Consider the following 19,140-nt stretch of genomic DNA (forward strand, 5'->3'; position numbering starts at 1 on the left):
TCGTGTAAATTCCATGTTTTTGTGTAATTTCACGGACGAACATTAAACTAATCTAATTTTCAAATTCGCAGATTGATCTTTTAAGGAGCCATTGAACTCACTGAAAACTTCGCGCGTAAATTATGGTATGCAATTTTTAGAATCGATAAATATTATGAAAGAAAAATTAATCAAGACATGTTTTATTTGCCTGCTTCTCCTGATCATTCAGGGTTTTTCAATAACCACAAGCCACGCTGCTGACAAAGAAAAACCCGCCATGTTTTGGACTTGGCTAGATTACAACGCCAAAACAAACTTTGATTCAATTTGCCGTGAGATGAATTATTTAGGAATCGATGGCGTAATGTTAAATGCCGCCAGTCCAGACGAGTATCGGGTAGCAATTCCCATTGCAAAAAAATATGGCATCCAAGTTATCGCGTGGCTTTGGACGATGAACTTGGAACATGACAGGGATAAAATACTCCAAGAACATCCGGATTGGTTCAGCGTCAATCGAAATGGTAAAAGTCTGGCAGATACCACTGCATACGTTGGTTATTATAAATTTTTGTCACCTGTTGTGCCCGGAGTAAAAGAGTATATCCGTAAAAAAATCGAATCCTATTGTGAAGTCGAGGGATTGGAGGGGATTTCTATTGACTATAATCGCTACGTGGATGTTGTCCTCCCTACAACCCTTTGGCCTAAATACAATATTGTTCAAGATCGTGAATACCCAGCTTGGGATTACGGTTACCATCCAATTGCAATAGCGAAGTTCAAGAAACAGTATGGTTATGATCCGAGAGCACAAAAAGATCCATCGAAAGATCTAAAATGGCGCCAATTTCGTTGCGATCAGATAACCGATATCGCCAATATGATTGCAGACATCGTTCACTCCCATGGTAAAACAATGGCTGCATCCCCATTTCCGACTCCCAAAATGGCTTCTCGTATGGTGCGCCAAGATTGGGGTAAGTGGAATTTGGATGTTGTTTTTCCGATGGTATACAGCAATTTTTATACAGAAGATCCAAGCTTTATTAGAGATTGTACATTAGAAAATGTGCGCGATAAAGGAGCAAATACGACGCTATATTGTGGATTGATGGCTAAAAATAATGAAGAAATATTTGCCGATATGGATGAGGCGCTAAATAATGGTGCGCAGGGAATTTCTATTTTTACCATCCATAGCTTAAAAGATCCGCAGATAAGGGAAAAATTTAAAAACTATACAGCTGCTGCGAAAGCTAAAAAAGCGCAAAATAATGGAACTTTAACCCATTCGGCACATGTGAAAATCGAAAATAATCCTTTCAAAAAAGAAGGTATTATGAAATTAATCAACCAAAAGATACAATATTTGGTACGCTCAGAAAATCCTGCTGCCAGCCCGATAGCATTATCAAAATATAAAAAAATAGATGCATACGATGTAACTCAAAAATACCTGGTTACTGATCAGGTGAGCAAAAAGAATTTTTACGTCACCTTCTTTTTCTATGGCGGTATACTTTCCGGTTGGAATGTTGATCCAGCTCCAAATGCAGCCTAAAGGATGACCTACTAGATGGAGGTGCTAAAATGTTACTTATTTGGCACCTCTTTTCTTTTAATACACTGTTCCCTATCTTTGGAACAAACAAATACTGAAAAAATGAGAAAAAATGTCAGGTTGGTAGCCTGTATTATAGGTTTGATATGTTCCGGATCAATTACTGTATCGTTTGCTCAAAACAACATTCAAAACCAGCGCAGTACTAAGAGCGCGATCATTGATAAAGCGCTATTGGATAAAATATTGGATAAAAATAGGCAATCATTCAAAGAAGGTAAAGTGGCTGATTACATCCCGGAATTAAGTAAAGCCAATGCAGCATCTATCGCACTTTCGGTGGTAAATAGTGATGGAACAATCGTTAGTATCGGAGATGTACAACAAAGATTTACAATTCAGAGTATTTCAAAAATTGTTTCCTTGATGGTTGCTGTATTGGAAAATGGCGAGGAAGTTGTTTTTAATAAAATGGGATACTATGGAACAGATAAACCCTTCAATCATTTTGCGAATTTGGAAACATCGGGTAAACCGCTCAATCCGATGATGAACGCCGGCGCCATTTTAACGACATCGCTTATTAAAGGAACAGGTGAGGAACCTTTTGTTAAAATAAGGGATATGATTCGCTTTATAACGAATAATGAAAAAATCGATTACAGTAGATCTGTATACCATTCGGAACGGGAGACTGGAAATCGAAACAGAGGCATGTTCTACCTGATGCGCAACAATGGACTCATTGATGGTGAAGGTGAAGACAAACTCAATAATTATTTTAAGCAGTGCTCCATTGAGATAACTGCGGAGGATCTGGCTAAAATAGGTTTCTTTTTTGCCCATCATTGCGTGCGCTATGATGGAAATAAGCAATACTATAACCCAGATCTATCTCAGCTAGTTCAATCACAAATGCTCATTGCAGGGATGTACGAATTTAGTGGCGAATATGCCAGAACTGTCGGACTTCCAAGTAAATCGGGCGTTGGTGGCGGAATCACAGTAAGTGTACCGAATAAAATGGGTATAGGGGCCTACAGTCCAGCATTGGATCAACATGGCAACTCTGTTGCAGCATATCGCATGATATTGGACTTGGTAAAAGAGAAATCGCTGGGCCTCTTTAATTAGTTTTCAACCTTTCAAAATCATATGACACGAACAGAACCCATAATTGCTGTAAAGAGCGTCTCCAAAAGCTCGCTATTCTACCAAAAGCTTTTGGGCTGTACCAGTCAACATGGCGGCGAAACATTTGAAATTCTCACGGATAACGGGACTGTCATTCTCTGTTTACACAAATGGGGTGAGCACGACCACCCTACTATGCAAGATCAAAAACATGCGGGGAATGGATTTATTTTATTCTTTAGAGTAGACAATTTACAGCAAATCTTCGAAAACGCTACTTTGTTAAATGCATTCATAGAGAAAGATATACATTACAATGAGAACTCGCTAAAGGATCAATTTATCCTGCGTGACCCCGACAACTATTACCTGATTGTATCAAACTAGGCTACTATAGCTGTATATCGATTGAATGGAGGCTTGTCTTCATACGTAAAATTTCCATTCTTAAACCAGTTTAATTTTTTTAGCGTATACTAATCGCAACTTTGTCTTATCAAAACTTAAAACAATGAACACACGATTGAATATTGCAAAAGTAGATGCGGTAGCCTATAAGGCGATGATGGGATTGGAAACCTATCTCAATGATATTTTTTTAAATCCAATTCAAAAGGAACTCATAAAAATACGTGCTTCTCAAATCAATGGCTGTGCCTTTTGCTTAGATATGCACACGAAGGATGCGCTGAAGTATGGTGAAACGCCACAACGGATATTTTTATTAAATGCCTGGCGGGAAACGAATCTATTCACTAAGGAAGAACAGATTTTGTTGGAGATGACAGAGGAGATCACATTGATACATCAAAAGGGTTTGACAGAAAGCACTTTTCAAAAAGCAAAAGAAATATTTGAAGAAAAGGAGATTGCACAGATTATTATGGCGATCATTACCATAAATGCGTGGAATAGAATTGGCATCAGCACCCATTTAGAACTATTAAAGTAGTGCTACGCTTTGATTACAAAAAAGCCTCTTTCAATATTGGAAGAGGCTTTTTTCATTGCTAAATATATTCCTGTTTTTTCCAATAAAAATCCCGATTATCCTTTATCTTTATTAGGAAAACCAATATGAATGCATGATTATGAAAATCCTAAAAAAAATCCTCATTGTTTTGGCGATCATCATCGCTATTCCCTTAATTACTGCAATCTTCGTCAGTAAAGACTTCTCGGCCCAGAGTGAGATAACAATCAATAAGCCGAAGCAGGAAGTGTTCAACTACGTGAAAATGCTTAAGAACCAAGATAACTTTGGTGTATGGCAACTATCAGACCCGCAAATGAAAAAAACTGAACAGGGTGTAGATGGTCAAGTCGGCTATAAATCCAGCTGGGATGGTAAGAAAGTCGGTAAAGGTTCACAGACCATTACAAAAATCGTCGAGGGCGAAACAATTGAAACGGCCCTCGATTTCGGTATGGGTGAACCAGCCAAGGGTTATTTCATCTTAAAAGAGATCTCGCCTAATCAAACTTTGGTGACCTGGGGAATTTCAGGAAAATCGCCCTATCCATGGAACTTTATGAACTTATTTATGAATATGAATAAAGACTTCGATCAGGGTCTGAAAAACTTAAAAAATAGACTAGAATAGCGTCTATACAATGCAAAAAAAAGTGGTTAAAATAAACTTTACTTTAACCACTTTTTCTCATTTTTAAAAGGAACAAAATTTATCTTCTGCGCATTAAAATTCGTAGAATGTACCAGAACAGCAACATGATTGATGAAAATAGCTGCAAGGCTGCCCCTACATATTGTTCGTTGCCGTAACTATACTTCAGATTTTGAGTTTGATAGAGTATGCTTCCAGAAGCAAGTGCAATCATGGCAACCGAAAACCATAATCCAAGTTCAAAACCAAAAATAGCTCCAGCAACAATTGCCCCCAAAGATAAGAAGCCTCCAATCACCAGGATATTTCTGAGAAATGAAAAATCTTTATTGGATACAAATGCAACGACAGTAAGGCCGGTAAACAAGGCCAAAGTCATTATACTTGCCTGATAAATGACACTAATTCCTTCGGTCATAAATACCGCCATAAAAATCATCGGCAGGAAGATGATTGCCTCCAGTACAATATAGAATGCTAGGCCTAAATATTGGGTTTGACGGCTTTGCGAAAGTGTCCATCTTGATGAAAGTGTGGAGCCCAACCAAAAACATCCCAATAAGAACAACCAAATAAATTTTCCGCTAACCATCCAAACGATAAAATCATAAGGGATCAATTTGATCAGCAAAGTTTCCAAAACGATAAATGCTAAAATCGAAAGCGCAACATGAAGATAGGTTTTTTTATAAAAAACGCCCCTTTCAGCGTCATCATTGATAAGAATATACTCTTGTGATTCCATAAAACAAATACAATAGATTAAATAAGGATTAAAAATAAGCATTTATTCTATTTTCACAAGAAAGAAGTTTGCATAGGCTTATAAAAAAAGAACCCCGCCTAGCGGGGTCCATTCAAACAAACAACTTATTTCCAGCCTCCTCCCAAATCTTTATAGATATTGACAACAGCATTGAGCTGCTGCTTCTTTGTTTCTATCAATTCAAGTTTTGAATCCAGTACATCGCGTTGTGTCATTAAAACCTCCATATAGTCTGCCCTCGCTGATTTAAAGAGATCATTTGACACAGACACGGAATTATTCAGAACCTCAACTTGTTTTGTTTTGAAATCGTAGCTGCGCCCGAGGTTTTCAATATTAGAAAGTTGTGTAGAGACTTCTAAGTAAGCATTCAGAATCGTCTTCTCGTAATTATATACCGCCTGTATTTGTTTCGCGTTGGCTGTATTAAATTCCGCTTTAAGCCCATTTTTGTTGATCAAAGGTGCTGCAAGCTCCCCTATTAGATTATACAAAACTGATTCAGGCATCTTAAATAGATAAGAAGGCTTGAATGCCTGTAAACCCAGAGCAGCCGAAATCTCCAAAGAAGGATAAAACTCTTTCCGCGCGATCTGTACGTCCAACTTCGCGGCAGCGAGCTCATACTCGGCCTCACGAATATCAGGTCTATTGCTTAGTAGTTGGCTCGGTATACCTGTCTGAACTTTCGCCGGGATCAGATCGACAAAATTGCTTTTGTCACGTTTGATCTCTTGTGGGAAACGTCCCAATAGAAAATTAATACGGTTTTCAGTTTCTTTGATCTGTTGCCGCGTCTCAAATTCCATACCTTTGGTCTTCAACACTTCGGCTTCAAACTTTTGAACCGCCAGTTCTGTTACACGAGCAGCCTGTTTCTGCAATCGGATTACCGCAAGCGCATTGTCCTGAAGCTCGATATTTTGTTTGATAATAGCCAACTGATTGTCCAATGCCAATAATTCATAATACGAACGGGCAACTTCGGCAATAAGGCTACTTAAGACAAAATTTTTCCCTTCTACCGTAGCAAGATAACGGTTCAGTGCTGCTTGTTCGGAGTCCTTCAGTTTTTTCCAAACATCGATTTCCCAACTGGCATACGCACCAATGGTCAAATCTCCTAGTGGATCCGGCATTTCCTTTCCAGGGGCAATTTCTGTACTGGCATCACCGGCCCCCTGACTGGTGTATCGTCCAACTTTTTCAACACCACCTCCGGCACGTAAACCAACAGTGGGTTTCAATGCTCCTTTTCGTAAAAGAATATCATTCTTTGCGATCGCCAACTCCTGCAAAGTAACATTCAGCTCCTGATTGTTTTTCAACGCTGTATCGATCAATACAACTAAATTTGGATCCGTAAAAAATTCACGCCACTTAACCGACGCTGAATTCGTTGTATCTGATTGAGCTACATCTGTATACTGCTTCGGAACGAATTTATTCTCCTGTATTTGTGTCGCTTTGGGAACCTTACATCCCGTCACTGCTGCTGAAAGCGAAAATGCAATGACCCATTGTATTTTTCTGCGATTAGTCATTATTATCAAGTTCTTCAGTTAATGGATTTTCATCTTCGTGTTTAATAAGCTTGCGTTTGGAGGCAATAGTCCCGAAGATAAAGTATAAGCCCGGTATCACCACAATACCAAAAACCGTCCCAAACAACATACCTCCCGCTGCCGCTGTACCGATCGTACGGTTTCCAATTGCACCTGGGCCTGAAGCCATAACTAAGGGAATCAACCCGGCGATAAAAGCAAATGATGTCATCAAAATAGGTCTAAACCTTACTTTTGCACCGTCCAAGGCAGCCTCAATGATACTCAATCCCTGCGAATGCCGTTGAGCGGCAAACTCAACAATCAACACGGCATTTTTACCAAGTAGACCGATAAGCATGACCAAAGCAACCTGCGCGTAAATATTGTTTTCCAATCCCAATAACTTCAATAGTAGAAATGCCCCAAAGATTCCGATTGGTAAAGAAAGCAACACCGCAAAGGGCATAATAAAGCTCTCATATTGAGCGGAAAGTATCAAGTAAACGAAACCGAGACAAATTAAGAAGATATAAATTGCCTGATTTCCACGACCTACCTGATCTTTGGAAATACCAGCCCAATCAATGCCATAGCCTCGTGGTAAGGTCTTGGCAGCGACTTCATTAATCACCTGAATTGCTTCACCACTGCTATAACCTGGTGCGGCAGAGCCCGAAATTTCAGATGCCATATACATATTGTGCCGGGTGATCTCAGAAAGACCGTAAACCTTTTCCATATGCATAAATGCTGAAAATGGTACCATTTCGTCTTTATCATTCTTCACATATAGTTTTAAGATATCTTCCGGCAAAGCCCTGTATTGCGGCAAAGCCTGAACCATAACTTTATATTGACGGTCATACTTAATGAAATTCGTTTCGTAATTACTGCCCACCAAAGTCGAAAGCGTATTCAGTGCATTATCAATGGTAACACCCTTCTGTTGCGCGAGATCATTATCGATATGCAACATATACTGCGGAAAACTTGCACTATAGAAGGTAAATACAGACGATAATTCAGGCCTTTTGTTCAATTCACGCACAAAATCCTTACTTACCGTTTCCATTTTCTTGTAGTCGCCAGAACCTGCTTTGTCCAGAAGACGAAGCTCAAATCCACCCGCAGCACCATAGCCCGGTACGGCCGGCGGTTGGAAAAACTCGATAGACGCTCCTGGGATATTTTTGGCAGCGGCCTCCAGTTGCTCTATGATCTCCTGCGAGGATTCTTTACGTTCTTCCCAGCTTTTCAAGTTGATCAAACAAGTACCTGTATTTGCCCCGGTTCCTTCAGTCAGGATTTCATAACCAGCCAATGAAGATACCGATTGTACACCATCAATGTCTTCAGCTTCTTTTTGCAATGTCTGGGCCGCTAGATTGGTCCGTTCCAATGTCGATCCTGGCGGCGTTTGAATAATAGCATAGATCATCCCCTGATCTTCATTGGGGATAAAACCTGCAGGAACAGCATTATTCAAAAAATATGCGCCAATACAAAAACCAATTAATACTAAAAATGTAAAAACGCGCTTATCCACTATGCCCTTCAACAAGTAAACATATTTGTTGGACATCTTATCAAACAATCTGTTGAAAGAATCCAGGAATTTATCGATAATGGATTTCTTTCTTGCCTTTCCATGGTTATTCTTCAGCATAATCGCACATAAAGCCGGAGTGAGTGTCAATGCCACAACACCCGATAAGATGATGGAAGTAGCCATGGTAATGGAAAACTGCCTATAGAATATCCCTACGGGGCCAGACATAAAGGCAACCGGAATAAAAACCGCCGCCATAAGGAATGTGATCGCAACAATGGCACCACTGATTTCGTGCATCGCTTTTTTGGTCGCCTTATAGGCCGAAATATGAAGCTCTTCCATTTTAGCATGGACAGCTTCAATAACCACAATCGCATCGTCCACAACCACACCTATGGCAAGCACCAGTGCAAACAATGTGATCAAGTTGATGGTAATGCCAAAAAACTGCATGAACAAAAACGATCCCACCAAGGAAACCGGTACTGCAATGGTCGGAATCAATGTCGAACGCCAATCTCCTAAGAATAGAAAAACCACAATAGCAACAAGCACAAATGCTTCCAATAAAGTATGGACTACTTTTTCCATGGATGCATCCAAGAATTTTGATACGTCATAGCTAATTTCGTAATCCAGCCCTTTCGGAAAGGAAGCTTTCAATTCCTTCATTTTGCTTTTAACGTCTTGGATTACCTGAGAAGCATTACTTCCATAGGATTGTTTTAAGACAATCGCTGCAGATGGTTTTCCATTCAGTGTAGAGTAGATATCGTACATCGCCGAACCGAATTTGATTTCCGCAACATCTTTTAAACGTAACATTTCACCATTTTCACCCGCACGTAAAACGATATTGCCATAACCTTCCGTAGTTGTAAAACGCCCCGGGTATTTCAATACATATTCAAAAGACTGGGAGGTCATACCAGACGACTCCCCGGCTTTACCTGGTGAAGCTTCCAAACTTTGCTCGGATAAGGCTTTCATCACCTCTTCTGCAGAAATCTTGTAGGCTGTCATACGATCAGGTTTCAACCAAATACGCATCGCTAATTCGCGTGTTCCAAGAATATTTGCCACCCCGACACCGTCTACCCGACGTAATTCGGAGACAATATTCATGTCCGCATAGTTATACATAAAATTTCCATCAAGCTCCTTGTCTTTACTGTAGAGATTGATGTACATTAACATATTGGATTCTTCACGTGTAATCTTCACCCCTTCACGGACCACAATTGGCGGAAGCTTGTTAACCACAGAGGCTACGCGGTTCTGTACATTTAAAGAAGCCTGATTCGGATCCGTTCCTAGGTTGAATACGACCTGAATACTTGCTTCCCCGTCATTACCGGCATCGGAAGCCATGTATTTCATTCCAGGAACCCCATTGATCGCACGTTCCAGCGGAATGATAACTGATTTAATCATCAACTCACCATTGGCTCCAGGATACTCAGCAGTGATGTTCACCTTCGGTGGCGATATTGACGGAAATTGTGTTACAGGAAGCTGTACCATAGAAAGCACACCCAAAAACACAATGATCAGTGATATCACGATCGAAAGTACTGGTCTATTTATAAAACGACTAAACATAGTAATTTAACTGTAAGGGATCTATTCTGTTTTTAACTTCAAATTTGAGATGGCGTCTTTAGGTTGCACAAAGCTGTAGCTGATTTTATCATCCTCTTTTGCTTTCTGAATACCATCCAACAAAAATTTATCATCTTTTTGAAGTCCGCTCGTTACCACATACAGATCTGGTAGGGAGTTACCAATGGTGATATGACGGGCTTTTAATTTGCCCTCCTTATCGATTACATACACATATTTACGGTCCTGCATTTCGTATGTCGCTTTCTGTGGAATAATTAAAACCTGTTTCAGCGGAAAGTTCATCACCACCTTGCCGCTCTCGCCATGTTTTAATAGACGGTTTGGATTGGGAAATTTCGCTCTAAAAGCAATATTTCCCGTCTCACTGTTGAACTCACTTTCTATGGTCTCCACAAGACCATTTTGAGCGAACAACTCATTATTGGCAAGCAACAAGCCGACATGAGTATCTCCACGTTTACTCACGTTAGTTTGATAACTTAAATATTCAGGTTCGGAGACATTGAAATAAACCAGCATCTCACTGTTGTCGGACAGACTTGTCAATAATTCACCTTCATCCACCAAACTTCCCAATTTCAATGGAATCCGATCAATGGTTCCGTCAAAAGGTGCCCTGATTTCTGTAAAGGAGAGATGTAATTTTGCAATCGCAGCCTCAGCTTTGGCTTGCTCAAGTTTTGCTTTAGCCATCGCGAGTTCATTGGGCGATACGACATTTTTATCGGCAAGCGTTTTTGTATTTTGAACTTCAATTTCTGCTACATTAACTTCTGCCGAAGATTTACGGTATTCGGCCTCATACATCTTCGGCATAATCCGAAAAAGTAATTGCCCTTTATGGACAAATTGTCCTTCATCTACGAAAATCTGCTCGAGATAGCCCTTTTCCTGAGCCCGAAGCTCAATATTTCGGAAAGACCTAATCTGGGAAACAAAGTCCTTACGGATAGTTGTGTCCATTTGCACCGGAGAGGTCGCTGTAAATTTCTCTTTTTCTTCCTTTTCTTCCTTTTTGGAAGTACACCCGATTTGGCATAAGGTAATAGCCAAACTAGCGAGCATAAATACTCTTTTCATTTGTAAGCGTCTAATTAAAAAAATAAGTTTGATTGTTTGTTGTCTTGGTTGGTGAAATGACCTCTACTTTGGTTTATGGTCGTTCCGACTTGTTCATAGATTGTACAAATCGATTACGACTGAGCAGAGCATCCCTTAGGATATCCACCAAAGCATATGAAATTTCGAAGGGTATATTTTAAATTCTCCAGTTTTGTTGAAGAACGTATCTTTGAGGGAAAAGATAGGCTATGAAATTGCAAAAAGGTATCTTCTTTGCAAATCGAAAAACGAAAACAAAAAGGACAATAGCAAAAAGTAGCAGCGCAACAAATTGGGATGTCACCTGCAAATCCTTGGTCAGTTGAAAATTTTCGGCATCAAATTCCTCGATAACTGGATTATCACTGTGAATATTACCGTAAAATAGCGGATCGATGTGGTCAACTGATGCGTCAATATACTGCTGTACATCAGCATGATTATGCTGATACATAAAACTAACAGTTGGTCGGTCGGATTCAATGAGCACGGCATGGCTATTACTGCTTCTGATAAATAAGAAGCATAAGAATAAGAATATCGTAACAACCGCTTTCATTGCGGAGCAAATATACTAGCGTACAACTAATTTTAACGATCTTTAACACATTTTAACAAAACAATTACAATTCGTAGATTTCCGCTAGAAAAGTGACAATTGCAAACCCCGACCATTTGTTCTCAAGGGTTGTGCATCTCCGAAGACTGTTCTGCCACCATATTTCCAAGAATCTCGCCGTTCTTCTGCTATAATTTGTTGAATATCAAATTGTGGCTGAAAATCTTTTTCGCTATCCAAGACAATCTGGTGCAACTTGTTAATCGATTTTAATTTTTCACCGTAACCCAGTTTAGATTTTTCAATGCCTTTTTGCAAAATTTGAATACTTTCATCGTAAATGGTTAAAGGAACTGGAAAAGGATGCCCATCTTTCCCGCCATGAGCAAAGGAAAATCGAGCGGGGTCATTGAACCGTGAAGGCGCACCGTGGATTACCTCACTGACTAAAGCCAATGACTGTAACGTACGGGGCCCAACTCCTTTTAAAAGCAATAAGTCTTCAAAATGGCTTGGTTGACTTTCTCGTGCCACGTACAACATCGCTCCTAGCCTCTTCAAGTCAACGTCCGAAACACGGACATCGTGATGGGATGGCATAATAAGTTTAGCGAAGTCTTGCATCACTTGAGTTGAATCCTCCGCTACGATCGTCATAATACCTGTTCTATTGGCCGCCGCTTCTGCAGCTGTCAAGTTGAGGATAATACCTTGTGAAGGACCACTGATACCCGCATGTGGTTCTTCAACGAACGATTTGACCTTTTCAGAATGCCAATGGTAACGACGGGCAGTTCCATCCTTTTCATGCATACCTTGCTGCACGACCGACCAATTGCCATTATCCGTCACGATAAAATTGTGGAGATATAATTGGTAACCATCCTGAATAGCGGTGTTATCCACTTTAGCAACAAGCTTACTGCTGCGAATCAAGTCGTTGCCATCTAGTCCCATGTCGTTCGAAAGCCGAAGTAGTTCCTGTGGGGTCTGCATGGAAAGCTTGCCTTTACCCCCACAGATATATAGTCCTAAAGATTTCGCATCGGGATTAATAGCGCGTTTTAATGCCCCCATAACAGCCGTTGTGATCCCTGAAGAATGCCAATCCATGCCGAGAACAGCACCAAAGCTTTGAAACCAGCGGGGATCTGCCAGTCTTCTCAAAACCTCGTCTTTACCATAATCCATTAATATTACTTCAACAATGGAGCGACCTAGGAAAGCCATACGTTCGTAAAGCCACGCTGGTACTTTTCCATAGTGTAATGGGAGATCTGCGGTTCCGGATCGTTTCATTTCAAACTAAATATATTAGTACAAATCTATCTCTTTTTTAGATAAAATAAAAACGGCTAGATAGCTTCTAGCCGTTTTTATTTTATGATCAATCTATACACTACATCTGAGCATATAACTTAGGGCGCATCGAAGTAGCGGCACAAGTCACAGCTTCACTACTTACCGGTCAACGCTGACAATAATCCAGCCCGGAACGAAGGATCTTTCTCCGAAAACTCGATCGAATGCTTATAGGTGTCTACATTAAAGAAGAGCTCCGCTGGAGCAGCTTTTTTATTGTCCAAAAATAGTTTAAAGCTGTACGCTGTTTTTTTGGACAAATCAGCATTCACCTTATTGGATGAAAACACATTTGGAAGAATTACATCTTTTGTAAAAGAATCAGTGGTAGCTATTTGAAATAAATCACCTAATGCTTTAATTAAATTGTCAGACTGTTGACCCGAAGACGAGATTCTAATCTTACCTTTGGTAAAGCCGACTTCATCACTCGGTTGGCCATCTATTATACCTGCGGGTATAAAATCTACAACCTCAAACTTCGCTCCTACAGTATCCTGTTTGTAAAGAGATTTTGTGATATAAATACGGCTTGAATCCGTTTTAATTTCATCTGTAATACGTAGAAAAAAGTTCTTCTTTTCTGCGCCCGGTGAACCATTCGTAAATTGTTCGATTTTTACACCTTCAATTTTGTTCACCGTTGTTGTATCACTTCCATCAGTTTTCTTTTGATTGGAATTTCCGCAACTAGCCATCAGCACCGTAGCGGTCGCAAGAAATGCTATAGATTGAATCTTGTACATATTGAATTGTTTGTTATCAGTTATTAATGAATATTGCTCTTATAATATTACCATTATTACTGATAACAAACAACTATTAGCAATGTTTTTATTTTATTTCAATAAAGCATCGTATAAAATTTCCACAGGATGATAAGATTTTCTTCCTACACCATCTTTAATCTGATGTCTGCAAGAAGTACCCGCTGCGGCAATTAAAGTACCAGGTTCTGTTTGGCGTATGGTTGGTAATAAAACCAATTCGGCTACTTTCATCGAGATATCATAATGTTCAGCCTCATAACCAAATGATCCTGCCATACCACAACAACCCGAAGGAATTGTTTCTACGCTAAAGTTCGTCGGAAATGATAGGACCTGTTCCGTAACAGTAACGAGATGAAAAGCCTTTTGATAACAGTGGCCATGAAGCTTTACCTTTTTCGTTTCCGACGTAAACTGTTCTGAATGAATACGTCCCGCTTTCATTTCATTCAACAGAAATTCGTCAATCATCAGCGCGTTTTTGGCTATTTTTTGTGCGTCAACACGTAAATCATCATCGACTAAACTTAAATACTCATCTCGAAATGTAATTATCCCGGAGGGTTCAACGCCTAAAAGTGGCGTATCATCCGTAATTAGTCCCTTTAAGAAATGGATATTTTGATTCGCAATCTCCTTTGCTTTTTTCACAAAGCCTTTAGAAAGATAAGTCCGCCCGCTTTGCACATGTTTTGGAATGACTACTTCATACCCCAAGGCAGTCAGCAACTTATATGCGGTAATGCCGATCTCGGCATCATTATATTCGGTAAATTCATCCGAAAAAAGGTAAACCCGACGCTTACTATCACTTGCCACTGCTTGTTTTTTTACCCATTGGGTTAAAGTCGTTCCATTGACTGTAGGTAAGGAACGCTTTGGCGCAAATCCTACTGTTTTTTTGACTACTCCTGACAAGAAATCATTTTTGACCACAAAGTTGTAAATGGGCGCAACCCAAGATCCGAGTTTCTGAGACTGGGTGAAATTAGCGATTAATTTTGTTCTAAATCCCGCACCATGCTCATCATAATAGTGCTGCAAAAATTCGGCTTTCATTTTGGCCACATCCACACTGGAAGGACACTCCGTCTTACAGCCTTTGCAGCTTAAACAGAGATCCATGACCTCTTTGATCTCCTCATGATCGAAACGATTTTTCTTTGGGGAATTCGTTAAAAATTGACGCAACATATTTGCCCGCGCCCGTGTCGTATCTTTTTCATCGCGCGTAGCCATGAATGAAGGGCACATTGTTCCACCGGTAATTTCAGTCTTTCGGCAATCTCCCGAACCAGAACACTTCTCCGCCAACCGAAGAATAGACTCATCTTTAGAAAAATCGAAATAGGTCTTTATTTCCGTTCGGTTGCTATCGTTGTCATAACGTAAATGAGAATCCATTGGCGGCGTGTTGACAATTTTATTTGCATTAAAAACGCCCTGTGGATCAAAGATATATTTTACATCTTCAAGCAATTTGTAGACTTTTTCACCAAGCACTTTGCCGATAAATTCGCCGCGCAGACGACCATCACCGTGCTCACCACTCAGTGAACCGTTATATTTTAATACAAGGTCGCTGGTTTTTTCGAGGATTGAACGAAATGTACGCTTCCCTGCTGCTGTTTTCAAATTCACAAAGGGCTCAATATGTAGTTCCCCGGCTCCCGCGTGCGCATAATAGGATGCATGCACCCCCTCTTCCACCAAAAGTTTTTGGATATCACGCACGTAAGCAGGTAAATCTTCAGGCGACACCGCACAATCTTCAATCAAATTTACAGGTTGACTATCCCCGGGTAAATTGCGAATTAGCCCCAGTCCTGCCTTGCGTACATCCCAAACCAAATTGGTCTGTTCAATACCCGTAATGTAGGGATAAGCATAACCAAGCCCGCGGGCTACAAGGTCCGCTTTCAGAGCCATCGCTTTTGCCTCTGTTTCAGCGGCTGTCTGCCCCCTAAACTCAACAATTAATAAAGCCTGGGGATCACCCTCAATAAAAAAACGATTATACTTATAAGTTGGATGCCCAACCGTAAAATCCATGATGTATTTATCTACCAATTCGGATGCTTCCGGCTTGTGCGCTAAGGCTACCACATTACCGTGCATACACTCTACCATATCCGCAAAATGAACACAAAGTAAGCCTAGTTCCTGCGGTGGTAAGGGCATCAGTTTGAGTTTCGCTTCTGTAACAATAGCCAGCGTTCCTTCGGACCCTGCCAACAAATTACACATATTGAAAGGTGTCGAGCGATCGGCAAGGATATCCAAAGCATAACCGGTATTTCTGCGCGTGATAGATCGTTTTGGATAGCCCGCTTCAATGGCGCTTAAATGCTCGGGGTCTGTCAATAATGCATTCATATTACGGTAGATATCCCCCTCACGACCAGCTAATAATAATTTCTTAAAATAGGCTGCTTCATCAACTGCTTCAAAGGTCACTTCAGAACAGTCGTCCAAAAGTACATTGGCCGAAATCAAATTGTGTCGTGTATCGCCCCAAACAATCGAATGCAGACCCGAAGAGTTATTGCCAATCATTCCACCTACCATAGCACGGCTTGCAGTCGAAGTTTCAGGGCCAAACATCAGTCCGAACGGTTTAAGATAATTATTCAAGTCGTCACGGATCACACCAGGTTGTACCCGAACCCACTGCTCGTCGACATTAAGTTCAAGTATATGGTTAAAATGACGAGAAATATCCATGATAATGCCATTGCCTACTACCTGACCAGCTAAAGAAGTGCCGGCGGTACGTGGTATGATTGTGACACCGTTGTGCCGCGCAAAATCAATTATTTTTTTGATATCATCATGATCGACGGGTATGGCTACGGCCAAGGGTTTTTCTTGATAAACAGATGCATCTGTCGAATAGGCAAGCAACATCGTTTGGTCCTTCGTTTCATGAGTATAATAGAGCTCCCCTTTGAGTTGAGACGCTAATAAGGCTAATTGATTTTGATCTTTCACTTAATCTGCATTTATGTATGAAACAAATTTAGTCAAATTTATCCATCGGAAAAAGAGAAGATTGCAAGAAATACCCAAATCAAAAACAAAAAACGCATAAAAACGCAAAATCAAACAAATTACCATAAAAGTCAATTTTATTTCGTTCCTTCCGACAATGCACGTATTTTTGTGGCGCTACATCATTTAAATTAACGATTCATATCTTATATGCGTAATCTATTCCTTCGCTATACGCTGCATTCTGATTTTATTATATACACCATCCGGGTATTGATTGGCTTCCTTATAGGTTATCCCCTTTTCGTATCTTTTCCCCAATATTCGGTTTCCTGGACACTAATCTCCATTATATTGGTCATTTCACCGCAAGAGAATGAGTCGAAAAAAATAGCCATCGACCGGGCTAAATCCAACTTTATAGGATCAGCAATTGGTCTCAGTCTATATTTCGTTCCCATTTCGCAACTCTATGCCATGATTATCGGTATTGTTGCATCATTGATTACATGCAAGCTACTCAATATTATGGCTGTGGCAAGGACATCCATGGTGGCACTCATTATCGTCTACCTTCACGAACAGCAAAGTCGCTCTTACTTCGCCGCTTTGGATCGCTTTGGCTGTGTGTGCTTAGGTTGTCTGATTGGATTGGGCGTCATCCTGTCAACGAGTAATATTATTCTGAAATTAAGAAAAAGGTACAATTGTTGAGTTATACGCCTACCTGTCTAAAAGGCAATATACTTACCTTCAGTACCATAGCCCAAATGGTCAAGATTTCTTTCTTATAAATAAGAATAAAATTCACTCAAATTTCCGATCACTCAGAATTATATTCAGAATTTTATATACAATTTTGAATTTTATACTTTTTTGCCTACCTTTGCAGTCGAAATGACAAAAGTAGAATATAATTTAGACCAGGTCGACTATAAAATCTTGCGCCTAATGCAGGATAATGGACGGATCAACAATGCTGACATCGCAAGAGAATTAGGCATGGCACCATCGGCGATCCTCGAGCGCGTAAAGAAGCTCGAGCAAAAAGATGTGATTTTAAAGTATAGTGCCAAGATCAATCCTGCCGCGGTCGATCAGAAACTTTTATCGTTTATTTTTATCAAAGCCAATGATATTATTGGCGAACAGGGTGTAGGGTTGGCACTTGCGGAAATCCCTGAAGTTCAAGAGGTACACGACATTGCAGGTGACGATGGTTACCTTATTAAAGTAAGAACTGCGGATTCTACAGGTTTAGTGGATCTCATGCGAAATACCTTAAGTAAAGTGGAAGGTATTATTTCAACGCGGACAACAATTGTACTTCAGACTGTCAAGGAAGATCAGCAGGTTGTCATACCTGAGTAATAGAAAGGAGGTTTAATCATGTTGCAAGGACAAAAAAAGGCTGCTAGCCCATTAATGGTTGTAGTTGCTTATTTCATTATTTATGTGGTATGGGGCTCGACCTTTTTCTTTATAGAAAAAGCGTTGCATAGTTTCCCCCCATTTATTTTGGGTTCGTTTCGATTTGTTGCAGCCAGTGCAATTCTAATGACATATTGTGCTATAAAAGGGTATAGATTATTTAACAAGCGTTCTATTCAAGAGGCCGCAATCGTAGGTTTTTTATTGCTCTTTGTCGATATGGCCGGGGTTATCTGGGCCGAGCAATATGTGTCTGGTGGTGTTGCCGCTATTATTGCCGCAGCCGCTGCAATCTGGTTTATTTTATTGGATAAACCCAAGTGGAAAGAAAACTTTAGCAGCATTAGCACGGTTGCTGGTGTAGCATTAGGTTTCTGTGGTGTTGTGATGCTTTTCGCTGAACAGATCATGGCGACCAATGATCATACAGACGGTACGCTTAAGGTAATTGCCCTATCTATTTTGGTATTGGGTTCTATCGCTTGGACTGTAGGTTCATTGATTTCCAAGTATTTTAAAAAATCCGAAAAAGAAGAAAAAGAGGACCTGCATGTTATGGTGAAGACTGCTTGGCAAATGGTTACCGCAGGTGTTCTCTTTAATATCACGGCGCTATTTACCGGTGAATATGCATCATTTACACTGAGCAGTGTAGCACCTATTGACTGGTTTAACTTGGGGTATTTAATCACATTTGGTTCCATCCTTGCTTTTAGCTCGTATATTTGGTTATTGCAGGTACGTCCAGCAATGGAAGTAAGTACCTATGCTTATGTGAACCCAATTATTGCACTTATATTAAGTCATTTTTTTACTTCGCATGTGGTGACCTCATTGCAAATTGTTGGACTAGCGGTTATTCTATTCTCGGTCCTATTAATGAACTGGAAAGCATATCGTACCAAGCTGTCCTCGCGCAGCAAAAGGAAAAAGATCCTTCAGCAGGAGAATAGTTTAGAGCGTTTGATAGCAGCGGATCCCCAAACGGACAACAAACATATTCCTGAGACGGAATTAGTTCATTAGGTTGTTATTTTTCTAATTATATGGGCAAAGCTTAACGTGTAACAATGTTAAGCTTTTGTTGTTTTTAAAAATTAGCTAACATTGGATAAGATTTGTTCATATAT

Annotated in this window: 16 protein-coding genes; 8 read left to right on the forward strand and 8 right to left on the reverse strand. The window is 40.2% G+C overall.

Going from position 1 to position 19,140, the window contains the following annotated elements; translation table 11 throughout:
* The first annotated feature begins 154 nt into the window (after nt 1-154).
* The 5 genes from B4Z47_RS06165 to B4Z47_RS06185 all read left to right on the forward strand — a co-directional run bounded on the left by B4Z47_RS06165 (nt 155) and on the right by B4Z47_RS06185 (nt 4,284).
* Nucleotides 155-1,546 carry a hypothetical protein gene (locus B4Z47_RS06165; RefSeq protein WP_201303533.1) on the forward strand — a complete coding sequence of 464 codons (1,392 nt, stop codon included), beginning with the start codon at nt 155-157 and terminating at the stop codon, nt 1,544-1,546.
* 102 nt (nt 1,547-1,648) lie between these two features.
* On the forward strand, nt 1,649-2,680 hold the full coding sequence (gene glsA, locus B4Z47_RS06170) for a glutaminase A (RefSeq protein ID WP_070564052.1): 1,032 nt from the start codon (nt 1,649-1,651) through the stop codon (nt 2,678-2,680).
* A 21-nt stretch (nt 2,681-2,701) separates the two neighbouring features.
* A complete protein-coding gene (locus B4Z47_RS06175; RefSeq protein WP_070564049.1) occupies nt 2,702-3,067 on the forward strand; it encodes a glyoxalase in 366 nt (121 codons plus the stop codon).
* 124 nt (nt 3,068-3,191) lie between these two features.
* A complete protein-coding gene (locus B4Z47_RS06180; protein ID WP_115048720.1) occupies nt 3,192-3,632 on the forward strand; it encodes a carboxymuconolactone decarboxylase family protein in 441 nt (146 codons plus the stop codon).
* A 139-nt stretch (nt 3,633-3,771) separates the two neighbouring features.
* A complete protein-coding gene (locus tag B4Z47_RS06185) occupies nt 3,772-4,284 on the forward strand; it encodes an SRPBCC family protein (RefSeq protein ID WP_046673443.1) in 513 nt (170 codons plus the stop codon).
* Nucleotides 4,285-4,363: 79 nt separating this feature from the next.
* Here B4Z47_RS06185 and B4Z47_RS06190 read toward each other — a convergent pair whose 3' ends face one another.
* The 8 genes from B4Z47_RS06190 to B4Z47_RS06225 all read right to left on the reverse strand — a co-directional run bounded on the left by B4Z47_RS06190 (nt 4,364) and on the right by B4Z47_RS06225 (nt 16,579).
* Nucleotides 4,364-5,050: a Bax inhibitor-1/YccA family protein gene (locus B4Z47_RS06190; RefSeq protein WP_046673344.1), complete on the reverse strand. Its 687-nt coding sequence runs from the start codon at nt 5,048-5,050 to the stop codon at nt 4,364-4,366.
* 125 nt (nt 5,051-5,175) lie between these two features.
* Complete coding sequence (locus tag B4Z47_RS06195) at nt 5,176-6,615, reverse strand: TolC family protein (protein WP_115048722.1); 1,440 nt, start codon at nt 6,613-6,615, stop codon at nt 5,176-5,178.
* Nucleotides 6,608-9,772 (reverse strand): efflux RND transporter permease subunit, encoded by a 3,165-nt coding sequence (locus tag B4Z47_RS06200; protein WP_046673342.1) that lies wholly within the window; start codon nt 9,770-9,772, stop codon nt 6,608-6,610. Before B4Z47_RS06200 ends, B4Z47_RS06195 begins: the two co-directional genes overlap by 8 nt.
* A gap of 21 nt (nt 9,773-9,793) precedes the next feature.
* Complete coding sequence (locus B4Z47_RS06205; protein ID WP_046673341.1) at nt 9,794-10,876, reverse strand: efflux RND transporter periplasmic adaptor subunit; 1,083 nt, start codon at nt 10,874-10,876, stop codon at nt 9,794-9,796.
* A 178-nt stretch (nt 10,877-11,054) separates the two neighbouring features.
* Nucleotides 11,055-11,351 (reverse strand): hypothetical protein, encoded by a 297-nt coding sequence (locus tag B4Z47_RS06210; protein ID WP_070564037.1) that lies wholly within the window; start codon nt 11,349-11,351, stop codon nt 11,055-11,057.
* A 189-nt stretch (nt 11,352-11,540) separates the two neighbouring features.
* Entirely contained in the window at nt 11,541-12,755 is a 1,215-nt protein-coding gene (locus B4Z47_RS06215; RefSeq protein WP_115048724.1) for a DUF763 domain-containing protein, read from the reverse strand.
* Between the two features lie 158 nt (nt 12,756-12,913).
* The gene (locus tag B4Z47_RS06220; protein WP_046673338.1) at nt 12,914-13,564 is read right to left on the reverse strand and encodes a hypothetical protein; all 651 of its coding nucleotides are present in this window, start codon (nt 13,562-13,564) and stop codon (nt 12,914-12,916) included.
* A 93-nt stretch (nt 13,565-13,657) separates the two neighbouring features.
* Nucleotides 13,658-16,579 (reverse strand): FAD-binding and (Fe-S)-binding domain-containing protein, encoded by a 2,922-nt coding sequence (locus B4Z47_RS06225; protein WP_070564032.1) that lies wholly within the window; start codon nt 16,577-16,579, stop codon nt 13,658-13,660.
* A 210-nt stretch (nt 16,580-16,789) separates the two neighbouring features.
* Between B4Z47_RS06225 and B4Z47_RS06230 the strand changes: the two genes are divergently transcribed.
* From B4Z47_RS06230 to B4Z47_RS06240, 3 genes are all read left to right on the forward strand, one after another.
* Nucleotides 16,790-17,293 (forward strand): FUSC family protein, encoded by a 504-nt coding sequence (locus tag B4Z47_RS06230; RefSeq protein ID WP_046673336.1) that lies wholly within the window; start codon nt 16,790-16,792, stop codon nt 17,291-17,293.
* A 183-nt stretch (nt 17,294-17,476) separates the two neighbouring features.
* The gene (locus B4Z47_RS06235; protein WP_046673335.1) at nt 17,477-17,950 is read left to right on the forward strand and encodes an Lrp/AsnC family transcriptional regulator; all 474 of its coding nucleotides are present in this window, start codon (nt 17,477-17,479) and stop codon (nt 17,948-17,950) included.
* Nucleotides 17,951-17,968: 18 nt separating this feature from the next.
* A complete protein-coding gene (locus B4Z47_RS06240) occupies nt 17,969-19,036 on the forward strand; it encodes an EamA family transporter (protein WP_070564029.1) in 1,068 nt (355 codons plus the stop codon).
* Nucleotides 19,037-19,140: the final 104 nt, after the last annotated feature.

It is taken from the genome of Sphingobacterium sp. UBA2610 (assembly GCF_002339225.1).
GTDB classification, from domain to species: Bacteria; Bacteroidota; Bacteroidia; order Sphingobacteriales; family Sphingobacteriaceae; genus Sphingobacterium; species Sphingobacterium multivorum.

Bases quoted from the DNA above. Each gene is read 5' to 3' on its own strand.
- B4Z47_RS06165 (WP_201303533.1), top strand. From the start codon at position 155: ATGAAAGAAAAATTAATCAAGACATGTTTTATTTGCCTGCTTCTCCTG.
- glsA (WP_070564052.1), top strand. From the start codon at position 1,649: ATGAGAAAAAATGTCAGGTTGGTAGCCTGTATTATAGGTTTGATATGT.
- B4Z47_RS06175 (WP_070564049.1), top strand. From the start codon at position 2,702: ATGACACGAACAGAACCCATAATTGCTGTAAAGAGCGTCTCCAAAAGC.
- B4Z47_RS06180 (WP_115048720.1), top strand. From the start codon at position 3,192: ATGAACACACGATTGAATATTGCAAAAGTAGATGCGGTAGCCTATAAG.
- B4Z47_RS06185 (WP_046673443.1), top strand. From the start codon at position 3,772: ATGAAAATCCTAAAAAAAATCCTCATTGTTTTGGCGATCATCATCGCT.
- B4Z47_RS06190 (WP_046673344.1), bottom strand. From the start codon at position 5,050: ATGGAATCACAAGAGTATATTCTTATCAATGATGACGCTGAAAGGGGC.
- B4Z47_RS06195 (WP_115048722.1), bottom strand. From the start codon at position 6,615: ATGACTAATCGCAGAAAAATACAATGGGTCATTGCATTTTCGCTTTCA.
- B4Z47_RS06200 (WP_046673342.1), bottom strand. From the start codon at position 9,772: ATGTTTAGTCGTTTTATAAATAGACCAGTACTTTCGATCGTGATATCA.
- B4Z47_RS06205 (WP_046673341.1), bottom strand. From the start codon at position 10,876: ATGAAAAGAGTATTTATGCTCGCTAGTTTGGCTATTACCTTATGCCAA.
- B4Z47_RS06210 (WP_070564037.1), bottom strand. From the start codon at position 11,351: ATGTATCAGCATAATCATGCTGATGTACAGCAGTATATTGACGCATCA.
- B4Z47_RS06215 (WP_115048724.1), bottom strand. From the start codon at position 12,755: ATGAAACGATCCGGAACCGCAGATCTCCCATTACACTATGGAAAAGTA.
- B4Z47_RS06220 (WP_046673338.1), bottom strand. From the start codon at position 13,564: ATGTACAAGATTCAATCTATAGCATTTCTTGCGACCGCTACGGTGCTG.
- B4Z47_RS06230 (WP_046673336.1), top strand. From the start codon at position 16,790: ATGCGTAATCTATTCCTTCGCTATACGCTGCATTCTGATTTTATTATA.
- B4Z47_RS06235 (WP_046673335.1), top strand. From the start codon at position 17,477: ATGACAAAAGTAGAATATAATTTAGACCAGGTCGACTATAAAATCTTG.
- B4Z47_RS06240 (WP_070564029.1), top strand. From the start codon at position 17,969: ATGTTGCAAGGACAAAAAAAGGCTGCTAGCCCATTAATGGTTGTAGTT.